This window comes from Cereibacter sp. Soil_C_27, assembly GCF_057657095.1.
The window spans coordinates 534,951-550,292 of the sequence record NZ_JBDGJD010000001.1 but is presented as its reverse complement, the minus strand read 5'-3'; the positions used below and the strand labels follow the sequence as shown (position 1 = coordinate 550,292).

Genomic DNA, 15,342 nt, shown 5'->3' with positions numbered 1-15,342 from the left:
TGTGAGACGAGGCTGCCGTGACCCAGATCAAGGGCGCGGGTCAGGCGGTCAGCGCGCCCCGCTCCGGCAGGCTCTGGACCTCTTCGCACCAGACCTTGAAGCCGGTGAGCATATGCGGCCCGAAGGAATGGATCAGCGGCACGTCCGCCGCGTCGCGACCGCGCGCCACCACGGTCCGGCCGATACGCGGCATGTTGTTGCGCGGATCGAAGGTCATCCAGCGCCCGCCGATATAGACCTCCATCCAGGCCGAAAAATCCATCGGCAGCACCACCGGCACGCCGATATCGCCAAGATAGCCGTTGATGTAGCGGGCCGGGATGTTCATGCAGCGGCAGAGCGCGATGCCCAGGTGGGTGAAATCGCGGCAGACCCCGGTGCCCTCCTGCCAGGCCTCGTAGGCGGTGCGGGTGTTGCGGGCGTTCTGGTAGTCGAAGCGGATGTGGTTATGGACGAAGTCGCAGATCGCCTGCACCCGGCCATACCCCGGCGGAATATGCCCGAACATGTCCCAGGCCATCTGGCTCAGCCGGTCGGTCTCGCAATAGCGCGAGCCGAGCAGGTAGACGAGCGTGTCGTCGGGCAGATTGGCGATCGGCGTCTCCTGCGCAGTCCAGTCCACCGGATCGGTGAGCCCGGAATCCGCGATCACCCCATCGGCGGTGATGGTGAAATCACCGGCGGGGGCGACGAAGCGGCGGCAGGTGTTGCCGAAGAGATCGCGGTAGAGGCTGGTCGGCACCTCGGGCGTCGTCATCACCGTGTCGGGCATCCGCAGATCCGACAGGCGTTCATCGCGCAGGGCGAGCAGGCAGATCATCGGGGTCGGCTGCTGGCAATTGACCGAGATTTCATATCCGAACCGTATCAGCATGGGGCCCACCTTGTGTGATTATGCGCGAGAACGATCATCAGCGACAGAACCGCAGTCCCGGGCCTTGGTTCCGCCCGAAGCCTGCGGGCCGGGGCGGCAAAATGCTCAAACCGGAATTCCCCGCCCCATTCAGGGCGGGGATGCCGCAAAAGCGGGCAGTATCGCGAAGGCTCAGACCCGCTTCAGTCGGATCACCACATCAACCCGGCTCAGCTCCGCCCCCTCGGGCAGTTGCGGGATACGGCTGATCTCAAGCTGGTCGGCCGGCGCATCGAACAGATCCGCCGTATCCTCCCAGAAGAAATGCGGGTGATTGTCCATCCGCGTGTCGAAATAGCTGCGGGCGCCGTCGACGACGACTTCCTGGATCAGCCCGGCCTCGCAGAAGGCGCGCAGGGTGTTGTAGACGGTGGCGAGGCTCACCTTCTCGGGGCCCTTGACCGACAGCGCGAAAAGGCTTTCGGCGGTGACATGGCGATGCTCGCCATCGCCCACCAGAAGGGCCGCCAGCGCCACCCGCTGACGTGTCGGACGCAATCCGCCACGCGCCAGCCACTCGGTGCCACGCTCGATCGCCGTGCGTCCTATCTGACTTCCTGTTGCCATAGGGGCATTATATCGTGCTCGTTCCGCATATATCAAATGAAAAGCGTCGCAGCCCGCTGGCCGCACCTGCCCTTGCCAGTGCTCGGACCCGGGTGATAGAGGGAAGCAATTGAGATTGGGAGGACGAGGAGACGCAATGGCGCAGTTCCCGACATATTTCGACAAAGAGGCGCTGCTGCAATGTGCCCGCGGCGAGCTTTTTGGCCCGGGTAACGCGCAACTGCCCTTGCCCCCCATGCTGATGATGGACCGCATCACCGAAATCAGCGCCGATGGCGGTCTGCATGGCAAGGGCCATGTCGTCGCCGAATTCGACATCACGCCGGACCTGTGGTTCTTCGCCTGCCACTTCCCCGGCAATCCGGTGATGCCGGGCTGTCTCGGCCTTGACGGCCTGTGGCAGCTCACCGGCTTCAACCTCGGCTGGCGCGGCTGGCAGGGCCAGGGCTTCGCGCTCGGCGTCGGCGAGGTGAAACTGCAGGGCATGGTGACACCGGCCCGCAAGATGATTACCTACCACGTCGATTTCACCCGCGTGATCGACCGCCGCCTGAAGATGGGCGTTGCGGACGGGCGCGTGGTCGCCGATGGCGAAGAGATCTACAACGTGAAGGACATGAAGGTCGGGCTGGCCGCCGCTGCCGTCTGACACTGTGAAGGAGAGCGCCATGCGCCGCGTCGTCATCACCGGGATCGGGATCATCTCGCCGATCGGAAACAACGCGACCGAGGTCGAAGCCAGCCTGCGCGCTGGCCGCTCCGGCATTGTCGCCTCGCCGCAATATGTCGAGCATGGCTTCCGCAGCCGCGTCCACGGCATGCCGCAGATCGTGCTGGAAGACCACATCGACAAGCGCGACCTGCGCTTCATGGGTCCGGGCGCCGCCTACAACTTCCTCGCCATGCAGCAGGCCATCGCCGACAGCGGGCTGGACGCCGCCGAGGTGTCGAACCCGCGCACCGGCCTCATCATGGGCTCGGGCGGCCCCTCGACCTCGAACTTCTTCGAAGCGCACCGCATCGTCATCGAGAAGGGTGCACCCAAGCGCATGGGGCCGTTCATGGTCACGCGCTGCATGTCATCGACCAACTCCGCCTGCCTCGCCACGCCCTTCAAGATCAAAGGCGTGAACTACTCGATCACCTCGGCCTGCTCCACCTCGGCGCATTGCATCGGCAATGGCACCGAGCTGATCCAGATGGGCAAGCAGGACGTGGTCTTCGCCGGCGGCGGCGAGGAACTGGACTGGACGCTCTCCTGCCTCTTCGACGCGATGGGCGCCATGTCGTCGAAATACAACGACACGCCCGAGACCGCCTCGCGCCCCTTCGACGCGACGCGTGACGGCTTCGTCATCGCGGGCGGCGGCGGCGTGGTGGTGCTGGAAGAGCTTCAGCATGCCTTGGCCCGCGGCGCCAAAATCTACGGCGAGGTCACCGGCTACGGCGCCACCTCCGACGGCGCCGACATGGTCGCCCCCTCGGGAGAGGGCGGCGAGCGGTCGATGAAGCTCGCAGTCGCCACCCTGCCCGAGGGCCGCAGGATCGACTACATCAACGCCCACGGCACCTCGACCCCCGCGGGCGACGTGACCGAGGTGAAGGCGATCCGCCGGGTCTTCGGCGAAGGCCATGTGCCGCCGATCTCCTCGACGAAATCGCTCACCGGCCACAGCCTCGGCGCGACCGGGGTGCATGAGGCGATCTACTCGCTCCTGATGATGAACGGCGACTTCATCGCCGCCTCGGCCAATGTCACCCAGCTCGACCCCGAACTCCACCCCGAGGAGATCGTCACCGAACTGCGCGAGGGCGTGACGCTCGACTCGGTGCTGTCCAACAGTTTCGGCTTCGGTGGCACCAACGCCACCCTCGTCATGAGCAAATTCAACGGGTGAGGGTTTCGGCATGGCCGATCTGATGAAGGGCAAACGCGGGCTCGTCATGGGCGTCGCGAACGAACGCTCGATCGCCTGGGGCATCGCCCGGGCGATGGCGGCGGAAGGCGCGGAACTGGCCTTCACCTATCAGGGCGAGGCCTTCGGCAAGCGGGTCGAGCCGCTGGCCGCCTCGGTCGGATCGTCCTTCCTCGTCGATGTCGACGTGACCGACGACGCCTCGATGGATCTGGCCTTCGGCCGGCTGAAGGACGAATGGGGCAGCCTCGATTTCGTGGTCCATGCCATCGCCTTCTCCGACAAGCACGAGCTCGCGGGCCGCTTCATCAACACGTCTCGCGACAACTTCCGCAACTCGCTGACGATCTCCTGCTATTCCTTCATCGACGTGGCCCGCCGCGCCTCCGAGCTGATGCCGCAGGGCGGCACGCTGCTGACGCTAACCTATCAGGGCTCCAACAAGGTGACGCCCTATTACAACGTGATGGGCGTGGCCAAGGCGGCGCTGGAATCGGCCGTGCGCTACCTCGCCAACGATCTCGGCCCGCAGCAGATCCGCGTCAATGCCGTCTCGCCCGGCCCGATGAAGACGCTTGCCGGCGCCGCCATCGCCGGCGCGCGTAACACCTACCGCCACAGCGACACCAACGCCCCCCTGCGCTCCAACGCCACGCTGGAGGCAGTCGGCGGCACGGCGGTCTGGCTCGCCTCGGATTATGGCGCCTGCACCACGGGCGAGATCGTCCATGTCGACGGCGGCTACCACATCCTCGGCATGCCGCAGCCCGAGAACATCTAGGCTTTCCGCAAGACCGTTCGGCAAGGGCCCGCCACCGTGCGGGCTTTTCCTTTGGCGGCGGGCGCGGCCTCTGGCAGTCTGATCCTCTCACCCCGAAAGGATTTCCCATGCCGCAGATGATCTTCGTCAACCTGCCTGTCTCGGATCTCGACCGCGCAAAGGCCTTCTACGAGGCGATCGGCTTCAGCATCAACCCGCAGTTCAGCGACGACACCGCCGCCTGCGTGGTGGTCTCGGAGACGATCTTCCTGATGATCCTGACCCATGCGAAATTCGACAGCTTCACCCCCCTGCCCCGCGCCGACACCAGCGCCAGCACCGCGGCGCTCATCGCCCTCAGCCGCGACAGCCGCGACGCGGTGGACGATCTGGCGGCGGCGGCGCTGGCGGCGGGCGGGTCGGAGCCGAGGCCCGCGACCGATCACGGCTTCATGTATACCCGCACCGTCATGGACCCCGACGGCAACGTCTTCGAGCCGTTCTGGATGGACATGGAAGCGGCGCAGACCGCCGAGAAGATGTGAGTGGAGCGGGTAGCGGGAATCGAACCCGCACCAAGAGCTTGGAAGGCTCGTGTGATACCACTTCACCATACCCGCGTCGGGAAAAGCGATAGCACCATCCGGGGCCGGGCTCAAGGGTCGGCGCGCGGCGCCTCGGGGCTCACGGCTCCCCCCGCGGCTCCTCGCCCGGCTCGGGCGTCAGCCCGTAGGGCGCCACCAGCCGCCAGACATGGGCCGGGACCATGTTCTTCATCCGCGCCGGATGGGTGCGGCGCAGGTGCAGCACCGTCTCCACCGCCTTCATCTCCACCCGCGCCCGGGCGAATTCCAGCCCGCGCGGCCCGATCCGCGGCTGCAGGAAGGCGACAACCGGCCGCAGCCAGTCGGGCATCGAGCGCAGCGGCAGCCCGCCCGCCGCCCGCGCCGTGTTCTGCAGGAACCCCGCCACCGCGCCCCTGCGCTTGCCCTTGCTGGTCAGCGGCGCCAGCACCAGCCGCTCCTGCAGCAGGCTCAGCATCGCCGCCCCGCGCGCGTTGCGCACCAGAAGCCACTGATCGCCGTCCCCGCCCATGTAGCCCACGGTGATATCGGCCAGCCGGTTGGTGTAATCGACGCAGGTCTTGCAGGTCATCGGGAAGAAATCGGCGGGCAGCTTCGAGATCGGCAGCTTCAGGAAGGGGATCGTCCGGTCGGCCCGGCCATCGTCATAGCGCAGCTCCACCCGGAAATCGGCGCGGAACTCCAGATAGCTGACCCCCGCAGGCTTGGGGTCGAGCAGGTCGAGAAAGCCGTGGAAATTCGCGGTCGTCGTGTTGTCCGAACAGGGCGTGCCGATCACGAAGACCCGCTCGAACCCCAGCTCCGCCTCGATCGCTCTCAGCGCGTAGACCTGACAGGGAATCCCGATCACCGCGATCCGCCGATGCCCCGCCGCCCGCGCCGGCTCCAGCAGCGCGAGCGTGGGCGCATAGCCCATCCGCATGCCCCGGCAGCGCGCCATTTCGGCGGCCTCGGTCACGATCACCGGCATCGGCTTCCAGCGGTCTTCGGGGTCGGGCGCCACCGCCAGCACCGCATCGACCTCGCCCGCCTCCAGCAGCGCCGCCGCAAGGCCCGTGGTGATCCCGGTCCATTGCGCACCCTCGGCCGCAGGCTCCAGCCGCGCCCGCAGCATCTCGCGGTAGGGGCCGAAGAAAGCCTCCTCCTCGCGCTCGGGCTTGGCCTCGCGGCCATGCACCCACCGCTCCTGCGCCGGATAGTCGGGATGGATGAACTGGCAGGCCCGCCCGCAGGCCTTGCCGTCGCCCAGTCGCGACACGCCGCAATCGGTGCAGAGCCCGGGGCGCGGACCGCCGGGCAGCGCGGGCGCCGAGAGGCCGGGAAGGAAGGGCATGTCCATCGCGCGCTCCATGCTGGGCGTCACCCCCAGCAGTAGCCCAGCCCCCCGCAGCCGTCGAGACCGGAGCCCGGGGCGCGGCGAAGCGCCCCAGCCCCTACTCGCGCGACAGCGCCACCACCGGATCGAGCCGCGAGGCCGAGCGCGCCGGCAGGAAGCCGAAGGCGATGCCGATCACCGTCGAGGAGAGGAAGGCCGAGACCACCGCCACCGCCGAGAAGGTCAGCCCGAAGGGCAGGAACTCGCTGGCGATCAGCCCGATGCCATAGGCCACCCCCACCCCCAGCACCCCGCCCAGAAGGCAGACCAGCACCGACTCGATCAGGAACTGCATGACGATGTCGCTGCTGCGCGCCCCCACCGCGATGCGCACGCCGATCTCCTTGGTCCGCTCCGTCACCGAGACCAGCATGATGTTCATCACCCCGATGCCGCCGACGATCAGCGAGATCACCGCGATGGCCGAGACCAGCAGCGTCAGCAGCTGCGCCGTGCTCTGGATCGTCTCGCGGATCGTGTCGGAGTTGGTGGTGAAAAAGTCCTTCACCCCGTGCCGCCGCAGCATCAGCGCCTCGATCATCTCCTGCGCCTCGTCCATCTCGTAATCGTCGCGCACCTTCACCGAGATCGAGTTGATGCTGTCCGACCCGGTGATCCGCGCCGCCACCGTGGTATAGGGCACGAAGACCCGCAGCGAGTCCGGCCCGAACTGCTGCGCCGCGCTCTTCACCACGCCGATCACCTGCATCGGCACCCGGCCCAGCAGGATCACCTGCCCGATCGGATCCTCGTGCTGCAGGAACAGCGTCTCCGCCGTGGCCTCGTCGATCACCGCCACCTGATCGCGGGCGGCGATGGCGTCGGGGCCGAAGAGCTGGCCCTGCACCACCTCATAGGTCGCCACCTCGAAATACCCCCCCGCCACGCCCCGGACCGAGGCCGAGGTCGCCACCGAGCGATAGGCGAGCGTGGCACTGGTGCTCACCTCGGGCGAGACCGAGACGGTGAACGGCTGCTGCGCCAGCGCCTGCGCATCGGCGGGCACCAGCGTGTCGATGGCATTGGCCCGCCGGTCGCCGAAGCCCGTGCCCGCCCGGATCGAGATGGTGTTGGTGCCGATGGCGGCGATATTCTCCAGCACCTTCTGCTGGCTGCCCGCGCCCAGCGCCACCACCAGCACCACCGAGGCGATGCCGATGATGATGCCGAGCATGGTCAGGAAGCTGCGCAGCCGATGCGCGTTCATCGAGCGCGTCGCCATGACGAAAGCCTCGAACATCCGCTCGGCCAGCCCGCCCCTCGGCCGCGCCGTCGTGGTCTTCACCTCGGGCGGCGTGCCAAGCGGCGTCTTGCGGGTATCGGCGATGATCAGCCCGTCGCGGATCTCCACCACCCGCTCGGCCAGCGCCGCAACCTCGGGATCATGGGTGACGATGATGATGGTGTGGCCCTGCCGGTGCAGATCGGCCAGCAGCGCCATCAGGTCGGCCCCCGACTTGGTGTCGAGCGCCCCGGTCGGCTCGTCGGCCAGGATCACCTCGCCGCCGTTCACCAGCGCCCGCGCCACCGACACCCGCTGCTGCTGGCCGCCCGACAGCGCGTTGGGCCGGTGGTCCATCCGGTCGCCGAGCCCCAGCTGGGTCAGCAGCGCCTTCGCCGTCTCGCGCCGTTCCGCGCGGGGGGTCGCCTTGTAGATCGCCGGCACCTCGACATTCGACAGCGCGTCGAGATCGGGCAGCAGCTGGTAGCGTTGAAAAATGAAACCGAAATGCTCGCGTCTCAGCCGCGCCCGGTCCTCCGCCGACAGCGCCCCCACGTCGCGCCCGTTGTAGAGATAGGTCCCGGCGCTCGGGCGGTCGAGACAGCCCAGCACGTTCATCAGCGTCGACTTGCCCGACCCGGAGGAGCCGATGATCGCCACCATTTCCCCCGCCTCGATGTCGAGCGAGACGTCCTTGAGCACGGTGATCTGCTCATCGCCCGCCTGAAAGGCGCGCCCGATGCCGCGCAGCGAGATCAGCGCCATGTCAGAAGCCCATCATCCGCGGCCCGCCCCGGCGGCTGCCGCCCGCCGCGGCCCCCGGCGCGGCGGCGTCGGCGATGACCCTCTCGCCCTCCGCCAGCCCGGATGTCACCTCGGCGGTGATGTTGTTGTTCAGCCCGACGGTGACGCTGCGCTCCTCCGTCTGCCCGGTCGCCGGATCATAGACCCGCACCGCGTAATTGCCTTCCTCGTCCCGCGCCCCCAGCACCGAGGAGAGCACAGTCAGCACGTCCTTCGCCTCGGCGATCTGGATCGACACCTGCGCCGTCATGCCGATGCGCAGCTTGCGGTCCGGGTTCTCCACGTCGAACAGCCCCTTGTAATAGATCGCCGTGTCGGTCGAGATCTCGTCGCTCTCCTTGATCGAGGCCGGCGCCGGCTCGACATCGCGCACCACCGCCTCGAAGGTCATGTCGGGCTCGCCCAAGAGGGTGAATCCTACCACCTGCCCCGGCTCCACCCGGATCACATCTGCCTCCGAGACATCGGCCTTCACCACCATCCGCTCCAGATTGGCCAGCTTGACGATGGTCGGCGTATCCATCCCGGCATTCACCGTCTGGCCCTCGCTGGTGACGATCGCCACCACCGTCCCATCGATCGGCGCGGTGATCTTCGTCCGCGCCAGCTCCAGCCGCGCGTTGGAGATCGTGACCTCCGCCCGCTGCTTCTGCGCCTCCAGCGAGATCAGCCCGGCCCGCGCCACCGCCAGCGCCGCCTCCGCCGCCTCCAGATCGCCGGTCGAGGACAGCCGGCGCTCGCTCAGCTGCTGATTGCGCTCCAGTGTCAGCTCCGCCTCGCGGATCGAGGCATTCTTGGCGAGGATGTCCGCCTCGATCTGCGCCAGATCCGCCTCGGCCTGCAGCACGTCATTCTGCTGGCTCAGCGAGTCGATCTGGGCGATCAGATCGCCCTCCTTGACTTCCTGGCCCAGGGTCACCGCCAGCGTCTCGACCTGCCCCGACACGCGCGACCCGACCGAGACCAGCGACGAGGCCTCTATCACGCCCGAGGCCAGTACCGTCTGTTCCACCGTGCCCCGCTCCACCGCGACCGTGGTCGGCACCACGACCACCTGCGACGCCTGCCAGCGCGTCCAGCCATAGCCCCCCGCCGCGACGACCAGCACGGCCAGCAGCCCGAACCAGAACTTCTTCATTGTGCCTCACTTCCACTCATCAAGCCTGTAACGTGACGTAGGCGGATTTCCGGCGCGACAGACGCGCCTTATCGCAAATTCGCGAAAACAAATCCGTGATCAGTGCGGAAAGCCGTAGCGCGCGATCATCGCCGCGATCTGCCGGTCGTTGCCGTTCCCGGTCAGGTTGCCCTGCCTGAGCTGGGTGACCTGACTGCCCGGCCATTCGACGATCCGCTGCGGCGGCCCGACCTTGCGCGCCACCGCCCCGGTGAGCCGATACATCCACCAGAGCCAGACATCGTCGGCAGCAGGCGTCAGCTCGCGGAACAGGCGCGCGTCGCAGGTCTCCGGGTGGAACACCCCCGGCGGATAGAGCACGCCCGAGACGCCGGTGGAAAACACCAGCGGCCCCACGGCGGGACCGATGTTCGCCTCCCACGCGGCATAGGGCAGCGGCAGGCGGTCCGGCCCCAGCGCCACGCGCCGCGCGCGGTGGCACAGCACCTCTGGCCGGGCGGGATCGCCCCCCGCCACCAGATCCTCGATCCAGCGCGGGCCATAGGCGATGTCGTCATCCGCGGTCAGGATGAAGCTCTCGGGCGCCTCGCGCAGCATCGGCACGATCTTGGTGAAGGAGCGCAGGTTCTCCGACACGCCGATCTCCAGCCCCTCGGCCTTCAGCGCCAGCACCTCGGGCGGCAGCTGCCCCACATCCTCGGCGGCAAGCCACAAGACCACCCGGTCGGCCCGCACCGTCTGGCGCAGCACGGCGCGCAGCGTCAAGGCCAGCGTGCCGAACCGCCCGGGATAGCTGGTCAGCGACACCACCAGCGGCGCCGGCAGGCCATGCGGCCGCCCGGTCACCGACCGCGCCTCCAGCTCGGCCAGCGCCGCGGCGACCCGCCGCTTGCGCTTCCACTCGCGGATCAGATCGCCCAGCATCAGCCCTGCCACGCCTTCCTCAGCCAGCCGATATTGCCGATCCGCCGATACCAACGCTGCCCGCCGCCCTCCAGCACCTCGGTCATCTTCGGATTGCCGGCGAAGACCACGATCTTCGCGCCCTCCGGCAACATCGGATCGCCGAGATAGCTGCGCAGCCCGCGCGGCACGCAGGCATTCTTGAAGCTGACGCACCAGTCGCTCGGCCAATAGGCCAGATCGCCATGCGCAGCGAGTTGCGCGCTCTGGAACTGTTGCGAAATCTCGTACTTCGCCATCGCCGCCTCGGGATCGGCCACATAGGCGTCATGGATATAGCCATGCGCGCCGATCTCGTAGCGGAACACCGAGGAATTGCCGACCGAATGCAAAAAGCGGTCCCGCTCGGGGTTCACCCGGCGCAGCGGCTTGGCGCGGAACAGATCGTCATCGCGGATGATGAGGAACTTGCCCGGATGGGCAAAGAACGGCTCCAGATCGTCGAGGATCACCAGATCCAGATCGAGAAACAGCGCCGTGCCGCTCAGCCCGGCGAGATCGTGACGGAACAGCGCCAGCTTGCGCCAGCGCCGGTCGGTCTTGCCCTCAGGCAGGTTCAGCTCCGGCAGAGGCAGCGCCTCGATCCCGGCGTCGAGCCCGGTGGTGGTGTCGGTGAAGCAGACGAAGCGGTGGGGCCGCTTCAGGTGGCGCGCTACGCCGCGCGCCAGATTGTTCACATAATCAGGCCCGTAGAGCGAGCCCCATTTCATGCAGATGACGTTGACCGTCTCCGGTTGTTGCACCGCTTCGCCCCTCGCATCCGGCATGACCGCATCTTAGGCCATGCCGGAGCGATGGGGAAGCCCGGCTCAGATCAGCCCGCGCAGCTCGTCATCCGAAGGCACCCGGCCCTGCGGGGTAAGGCGGTTCACCGCCTCGGGCAGCGCCGCCGACAGCCGCTCGACCAGCTCCGCCCGGCTGAGGCCGGTCTTGCGCGACAGCTCGTCCAGCGTCTCGGCATCTAGCACCTGCTCGATGTCGGTCGGCTGCACCGGCTCGTTCTGGGCCGTCGAGACCCAGGAGTCCGCCTTCTGCCCCTGCCCCGCCGAACGGAAGCGGTCGAGCAGCTCGCCGATGCCCCCGGCCAGCCCACCCGAGGCCCCCGCCCCGGCCGCACCGCCGCCGAACATGCCGGCAAGGTCCGACATCATGCCGCCCAGCCCGCCTTCCGGCTGAGGCGCCGCCGGATCGCGCGGCGCGGACCCGCTGTTCAGCATCTGCCCCAGCTTGTCGCGGTTCTGATAGCCCGCGACGGCAACCAGCCCCAGAAGGGCCATCAGTGAGGGAGTGGATCTGGCCATGGCTCAGTCTCCTTTACGCTGTGACGGTCAGGCGCGCTTCTTCGAAACCATGCCCCAGACCACGAGCACGATGATCGCACCCACGACGGCCCCGATCAGCCCGGCACCCTCGCCCGGCCCATACCAGCCCAGAGCCTGCCCCAGCCAGGAGGCGACGAAAGCACCGACGATGCCGAGGATGGTGGTGAGGATGAACCCCGAAGGCTCGTTGTTGCCCGGCGTGATGAACTTGGCGATGACGCCGGCGACGAAGCCGATGATGATGGTCCAGATAATGCCCATGGTCCCGATCCCCTTTTGGTTGGACGCTGCCTCCCCGCAACGCACAATCTCTTTCCCGGGTTCCCTCGCGTCGGGCGCGGGCGTTGATGTTGCTGAGGGAATCCCCTGTCCCATCCTGCAGATCCTGCGGTCACGCTGCTGAGGGGCGACATTCACATCGGAAGGAAGCCGGAAGAGGCGGGGAAGATGTGGGAAATTCTGGCCGACCGCGGAGACGACCGGCGACTAGCAGGGTCGCTGAGGGGTGACATTCACATCTGCAAGAAGCCGGAAGAAAGCGGGAAGATGCGGGCAAAGCTGGCTGACCGCGGAGACGACCGGCGACTAGACCGCCATTTGGCCAAGCTGAGGACTACAAATTCGTGAGGATGAGCAGGCCACCCGCCCGATCACAAAGCCCCATGTTCTGCGCAACTTTCCATGGGTAAGCCACCCGAAAGGGCGCTTATGTAATATCTGCGATTTCATTAACGCTCTGATTTACTTACATCTTGAGAGGGCGAGGCAGTGGGAGCGAAGCTTTGCAGCCAAGCATGTTCTTGTTGTCCAGCGCTGGCAGCCGTCTCGTCATCACCTGCTCAAAGGCGCGCGAGGACGCGATCTCTCGTGGCGGATCCCAAGCGCATCCTCCGTCTCGCTACGCTTCGCGGTGCCAGGCTATCTCAAGACCTGCAGTGGTGGTCAAACAGCCCGTTTACAGCCGCTTAGAGAGAAGAAGAGCCACGCACCGTCGACCGAACGGGCGACCGTTTAAATCACTGATGCGTAATGATTTTCTGAGGAAATGGGCGGCTTTGGACGCTCTGCAGCGCCGGCTCTGACAATCCGAACATGCAAATTTACCCGCAAGTTTGCCGCAGCTGTTGCATGTTCAATTTTCCATAGCGATTTCAACGATATAGAGAAGCCGCCCCAGTGGCGAGCGGCCGCCGAACATGCAACGGATTTTCAGCTCTGTGGGCGATGCGACGCCACCAGAAGCTCGGCCGCGGGCCGCGCTCCGCCCGCCTGGATCGTGTAGCTTGTCGCCACGGGCGTCAGATGGAAGCGCCCAAAGGCTTCTCGGATTTCGGGCACGTCATTTATCGACAAAATGAATCTCCCGCGAATTGCGGCTAATTGGCCGGCCATCCTCGAAAAATCGTCACGTGAAAAGAGAGATTTGCCGTAATCGTCTTCACAGCCCCAATAAGGCGGATCGAGATAAAAGAGTGTATCCGCGCTGTCATAGCGGCTTATGCAGTCCGACCAGTCCAAACACTCGATAACGACGCCTGCGAGGCGGATATGAAGGTCTTCAAGCATAGGCTCAAGTGTCGTTAGATTGAACCGCCCGCCCCTCTCCCGAGCTACGCCAAAATTCCTGCCGGATACCTTGCCGCCAAAGGCGGTGCGCTGCAGGTAAAGAAACCGCGCTGCCCGCTCGAGGTCGGTCAGTGTCGAAGGATCGACCGCGACCAGTCTCTCGAACTCTGCCCTCACAGTAAGCTGGAAGCGCATCATGTCGAGAAAGGCAACGTAGTGTCTTTGCAGGATCCGGAACAGGTTCGCCACGTCTCGGCCGCGATCATTGATGACCTCTGCTCGGGGACGCCGGCTGCGGCGCAGAAATATCCCGCCCATGCCGACGAACGGCTCGACGTACGTCACGCACTCGATCTCATCGAGCGCCGCGACAATTCTCTTTGCAAGGTTGCGCTTGCCGCCGATCCAAGGAGCGGCGGGCAAGGTTGGGTTCACAAGTAGCACGGGAGGTGTCCTTAGAAAGTTCTGCCCCACCATAACAGGCCGCCAGACATGATGAAGAGACCAACCCAATGATTTCTGTGGACTAATATGTCATCATCGCGTAGTGCCTGAGTGGCAAGGCACGTCTTCGTTGTTGACCTTAGCGAAATCCTCAAGAATTGTGCCCCTACGTTAGATCGCGCCCCACCCGGGCAGCCACGCCGATCCGATGGGTTCGTAGCTCAGAACCGCCAGAAGTTCGGAACATCCGGGCGTAGGGAGGGTTAAGGATGCGCCGAACGTAGTGCGAGTGGGTCCCGCATGCGATTGCTCCCCGAATTTCTTGATGGTCTCCCCTGGCCAAGGAACTGAAAGATATATCTAGGTGGATCACCATATTGAACTGCCCGACCTCCCGATCGCTGCCTATGCAACTGATCCGGCAGGATTTATCACCTCGCACAACGACATGGCGATCTCCTTCTGGGGACAATCTCCCGAGCTCGGTGCCACACGATGGTGCGGGGCGTGGCGCCTTCTGGACATTTTGGGAAATGAGCTTCCAAAGGATCGTTCCCTTGTGGCTCTCGCTCTTCGCGACGGAAGTCGAGTTGCCCAGGGGGATGTCATCATGCAGCACGCCGACAATTCGCGGGTCAGGGTGAACTCCGTCACGAAATTAATTTTTCGCGGAGAGGCCCTCGATCACACGCTGACGCTCCTTTCGCAGTCGCCGGATACTGCAACGAGCGATCTTGAGAAAGAGCGCCTGGCGGCAATCGTCGCCTCCTCCGAGGACATCATCATCGCAAAGACCCTCGATGGCACAGTCACGTCATGGAATGCGGCGGCACATCGCATCCTCGGATATGATTCCGACGAGATCATCGGCCAGTCGATCTTGCGTATCATTCCACCCGAGCTCTACGACGATGAGCGGATGATCATGGAGCGCCTCCGCAGAGGCGAGAAGATCGATTCCTTCGACACAGAACACGTCGCGAAGAATGGGCGGAGAGTTCCTCTTTCCGTCACGATCTCACCCTTACGGAACCGCGCCCAAGACATCGTCGGCGCGTCCAAAATCGCACGCGATATCACGGCAAGAAAAGCGTCCGAGGGCCTACAGCGGCGCCTGTTTGATGAACTGAACCACCGGGTGAAAAATACGTTGGCCACGGTTCTTGCCTTGGCCAAGCAGTCTGCACGACAAACCAATGATCCTGCAAAGTTCTCCAAGAGCTTCACCGCGCGTGTCCAGTCTTTGGCCCGGGTGCACGACCTTCTCGTGCGTGGCGATCTGGTTGGAAGTGAGCTATCGAGCTTGGTGCATGCCGAGGTGCTCCAGCAAGCTGACTGTGACGGCCGGGTTTGCGTTTCCGGCCCTCAAATAATGGTCGCCCCAAAAGCCTCGGGGCAGATCGGACTCATCCTGCATGAATTGGCGAGCAACGCGCGGGAGCATGGCGCGTTGAGCATCGAGGGCGGCTGGGTAGATATTCAGTGGGAAGTCCTCGCCGACGAGGGGGAACTCTGCCTGACATGGACGGAAAAGGGCCTACCGTTCACCCCGCAAATTTCGAGAGCGGGATTCGGCCTGTCCATCATAGCACAGACCGTAGAATCCGCCGATGGATCGATGCAGACCGCAACGTTGAACGACGGTCTTGCCTTTGAAATAAGGGTTCCGCTGGCACATGCCCTCGCCAGAGAGGCGGGATTCGACATCGGTACTGAGACCGCTGGAAAGTGGTCATGATTTGTTCTACTCTTGCCACGGACTAACGGA

At 65.4% G+C, this 15,342-nt stretch carries 15 protein-coding genes and 1 tRNA gene; 5 read left to right on the top strand and 11 right to left on the bottom strand.

Annotated features, from left to right (window positions below):
* Positions 1–40 precede the first annotated feature (40 nt).
* Both AC3A5Z_RS02805 and irr read right to left on the bottom strand, forming a co-directional pair.
* The gene (locus AC3A5Z_RS02805; RefSeq protein ID WP_487517880.1) at positions 41–874 is read right to left on the bottom strand and encodes a transglutaminase-like domain-containing protein; all 834 of its coding nucleotides are present in this window, start codon (positions 872–874) and stop codon (positions 41–43) included.
* A 171-nt stretch (positions 875–1,045) separates the two neighbouring features.
* Entirely contained in the window at positions 1,046–1,480 is a 435-nt protein-coding gene (gene irr, locus AC3A5Z_RS02800) for a Fur family transcriptional regulator Irr (protein ID WP_487517879.1), read from the bottom strand.
* Positions 1,481–1,616: 136 nt separating this feature from the next.
* Between irr and fabA the strand changes: the two genes are divergently transcribed.
* From fabA to AC3A5Z_RS02780, 4 genes are all read left to right on the top strand, one after another.
* The gene (fabA, locus tag AC3A5Z_RS02795) at positions 1,617–2,129 is read left to right on the top strand and encodes a bifunctional 3-hydroxydecanoyl-ACP dehydratase/trans-2-decenoyl-ACP isomerase (RefSeq protein WP_487517878.1); all 513 of its coding nucleotides are present in this window, start codon (positions 1,617–1,619) and stop codon (positions 2,127–2,129) included.
* A gap of 19 nt (positions 2,130–2,148) precedes the next feature.
* Positions 2,149–3,378: a beta-ketoacyl-ACP synthase I gene (fabB, locus tag AC3A5Z_RS02790; protein WP_487517877.1), complete on the top strand. Its 1,230-nt coding sequence runs from the start codon at positions 2,149–2,151 to the stop codon at positions 3,376–3,378.
* Positions 3,379–3,388: 10 nt separating this feature from the next.
* Positions 3,389–4,177, top strand: a complete 789-nt coding sequence (locus tag AC3A5Z_RS02785; protein WP_107665135.1) for an enoyl-ACP reductase FabI — start codon at positions 3,389–3,391, stop codon at positions 4,175–4,177.
* A 107-nt stretch (positions 4,178–4,284) separates the two neighbouring features.
* Positions 4,285–4,701, top strand: a complete 417-nt coding sequence (locus AC3A5Z_RS02780; RefSeq protein ID WP_487517876.1) for a VOC family protein — start codon at positions 4,285–4,287, stop codon at positions 4,699–4,701.
* A gap of 1 nt (position 4,702) precedes the next feature.
* On the opposite strand, the gene AC3A5Z_RS02775 is transcribed toward AC3A5Z_RS02780, so the two are convergent.
* The 9 genes from AC3A5Z_RS02775 to AC3A5Z_RS02735 form a co-directional block, all read right to left on the bottom strand.
* Positions 4,703–4,776 (bottom strand) — tRNA-Gly (locus AC3A5Z_RS02775).
* 64 nt (positions 4,777–4,840) lie between these two features.
* The gene (locus AC3A5Z_RS02770) at positions 4,841–6,079 is read right to left on the bottom strand and encodes a Coenzyme F420 hydrogenase/dehydrogenase, beta subunit C-terminal domain (RefSeq protein WP_487517875.1); all 1,239 of its coding nucleotides are present in this window, start codon (positions 6,077–6,079) and stop codon (positions 4,841–4,843) included.
* A 94-nt stretch (positions 6,080–6,173) separates the two neighbouring features.
* A complete protein-coding gene (locus AC3A5Z_RS02765; RefSeq protein ID WP_487517874.1) occupies positions 6,174–8,102 on the bottom strand; it encodes a MacB family efflux pump subunit in 1,929 nt (642 codons plus the stop codon).
* A gap of 1 nt (position 8,103) precedes the next feature.
* Positions 8,104–9,279, bottom strand: coding sequence for an efflux RND transporter periplasmic adaptor subunit (locus tag AC3A5Z_RS02760; RefSeq protein ID WP_487517873.1), 1,176 nt, complete (start codon positions 9,277–9,279; stop codon positions 8,104–8,106).
* Between the two features lie 99 nt (positions 9,280–9,378).
* Positions 9,379–10,215 carry a glycosyltransferase family 2 protein gene (locus AC3A5Z_RS02755; RefSeq protein WP_487517872.1) on the bottom strand — a complete coding sequence of 279 codons (837 nt, stop codon included), beginning with the start codon at positions 10,213–10,215 and terminating at the stop codon, positions 9,379–9,381.
* Positions 10,203–11,009 (bottom strand): hypothetical protein, encoded by an 807-nt coding sequence (locus AC3A5Z_RS02750; RefSeq protein ID WP_487517871.1) that lies wholly within the window; start codon positions 11,007–11,009, stop codon positions 10,203–10,205. Before AC3A5Z_RS02750 ends, AC3A5Z_RS02755 begins: the two co-directional genes overlap by 13 nt.
* Positions 11,010–11,051: 42 nt before the next feature.
* Positions 11,052–11,543, bottom strand: a complete 492-nt coding sequence (locus tag AC3A5Z_RS02745) for a YidB family protein (RefSeq protein WP_487517870.1) — start codon at positions 11,541–11,543, stop codon at positions 11,052–11,054.
* Positions 11,544–11,570: 27 nt separating this feature from the next.
* The gene (locus AC3A5Z_RS02740) at positions 11,571–11,825 is read right to left on the bottom strand and encodes a GlsB/YeaQ/YmgE family stress response membrane protein (RefSeq protein WP_487517869.1); all 255 of its coding nucleotides are present in this window, start codon (positions 11,823–11,825) and stop codon (positions 11,571–11,573) included.
* Positions 11,826–12,773: 948 nt separating this feature from the next.
* Positions 12,774–13,574, bottom strand: a complete 801-nt coding sequence (locus AC3A5Z_RS02735; protein WP_487517868.1) for a DNA adenine methylase — start codon at positions 13,572–13,574, stop codon at positions 12,774–12,776.
* Positions 13,575–13,938: 364 nt separating this feature from the next.
* On the opposite strand from AC3A5Z_RS02735, the gene AC3A5Z_RS02730 reads away from it, so the two are divergent.
* Positions 13,939–15,312: a sensor histidine kinase gene (locus AC3A5Z_RS02730; RefSeq protein ID WP_487517867.1), complete on the top strand. Its 1,374-nt coding sequence runs from the start codon at positions 13,939–13,941 to the stop codon at positions 15,310–15,312.
* The last annotated feature ends 30 nt before the right edge of the window (positions 15,313–15,342 follow it).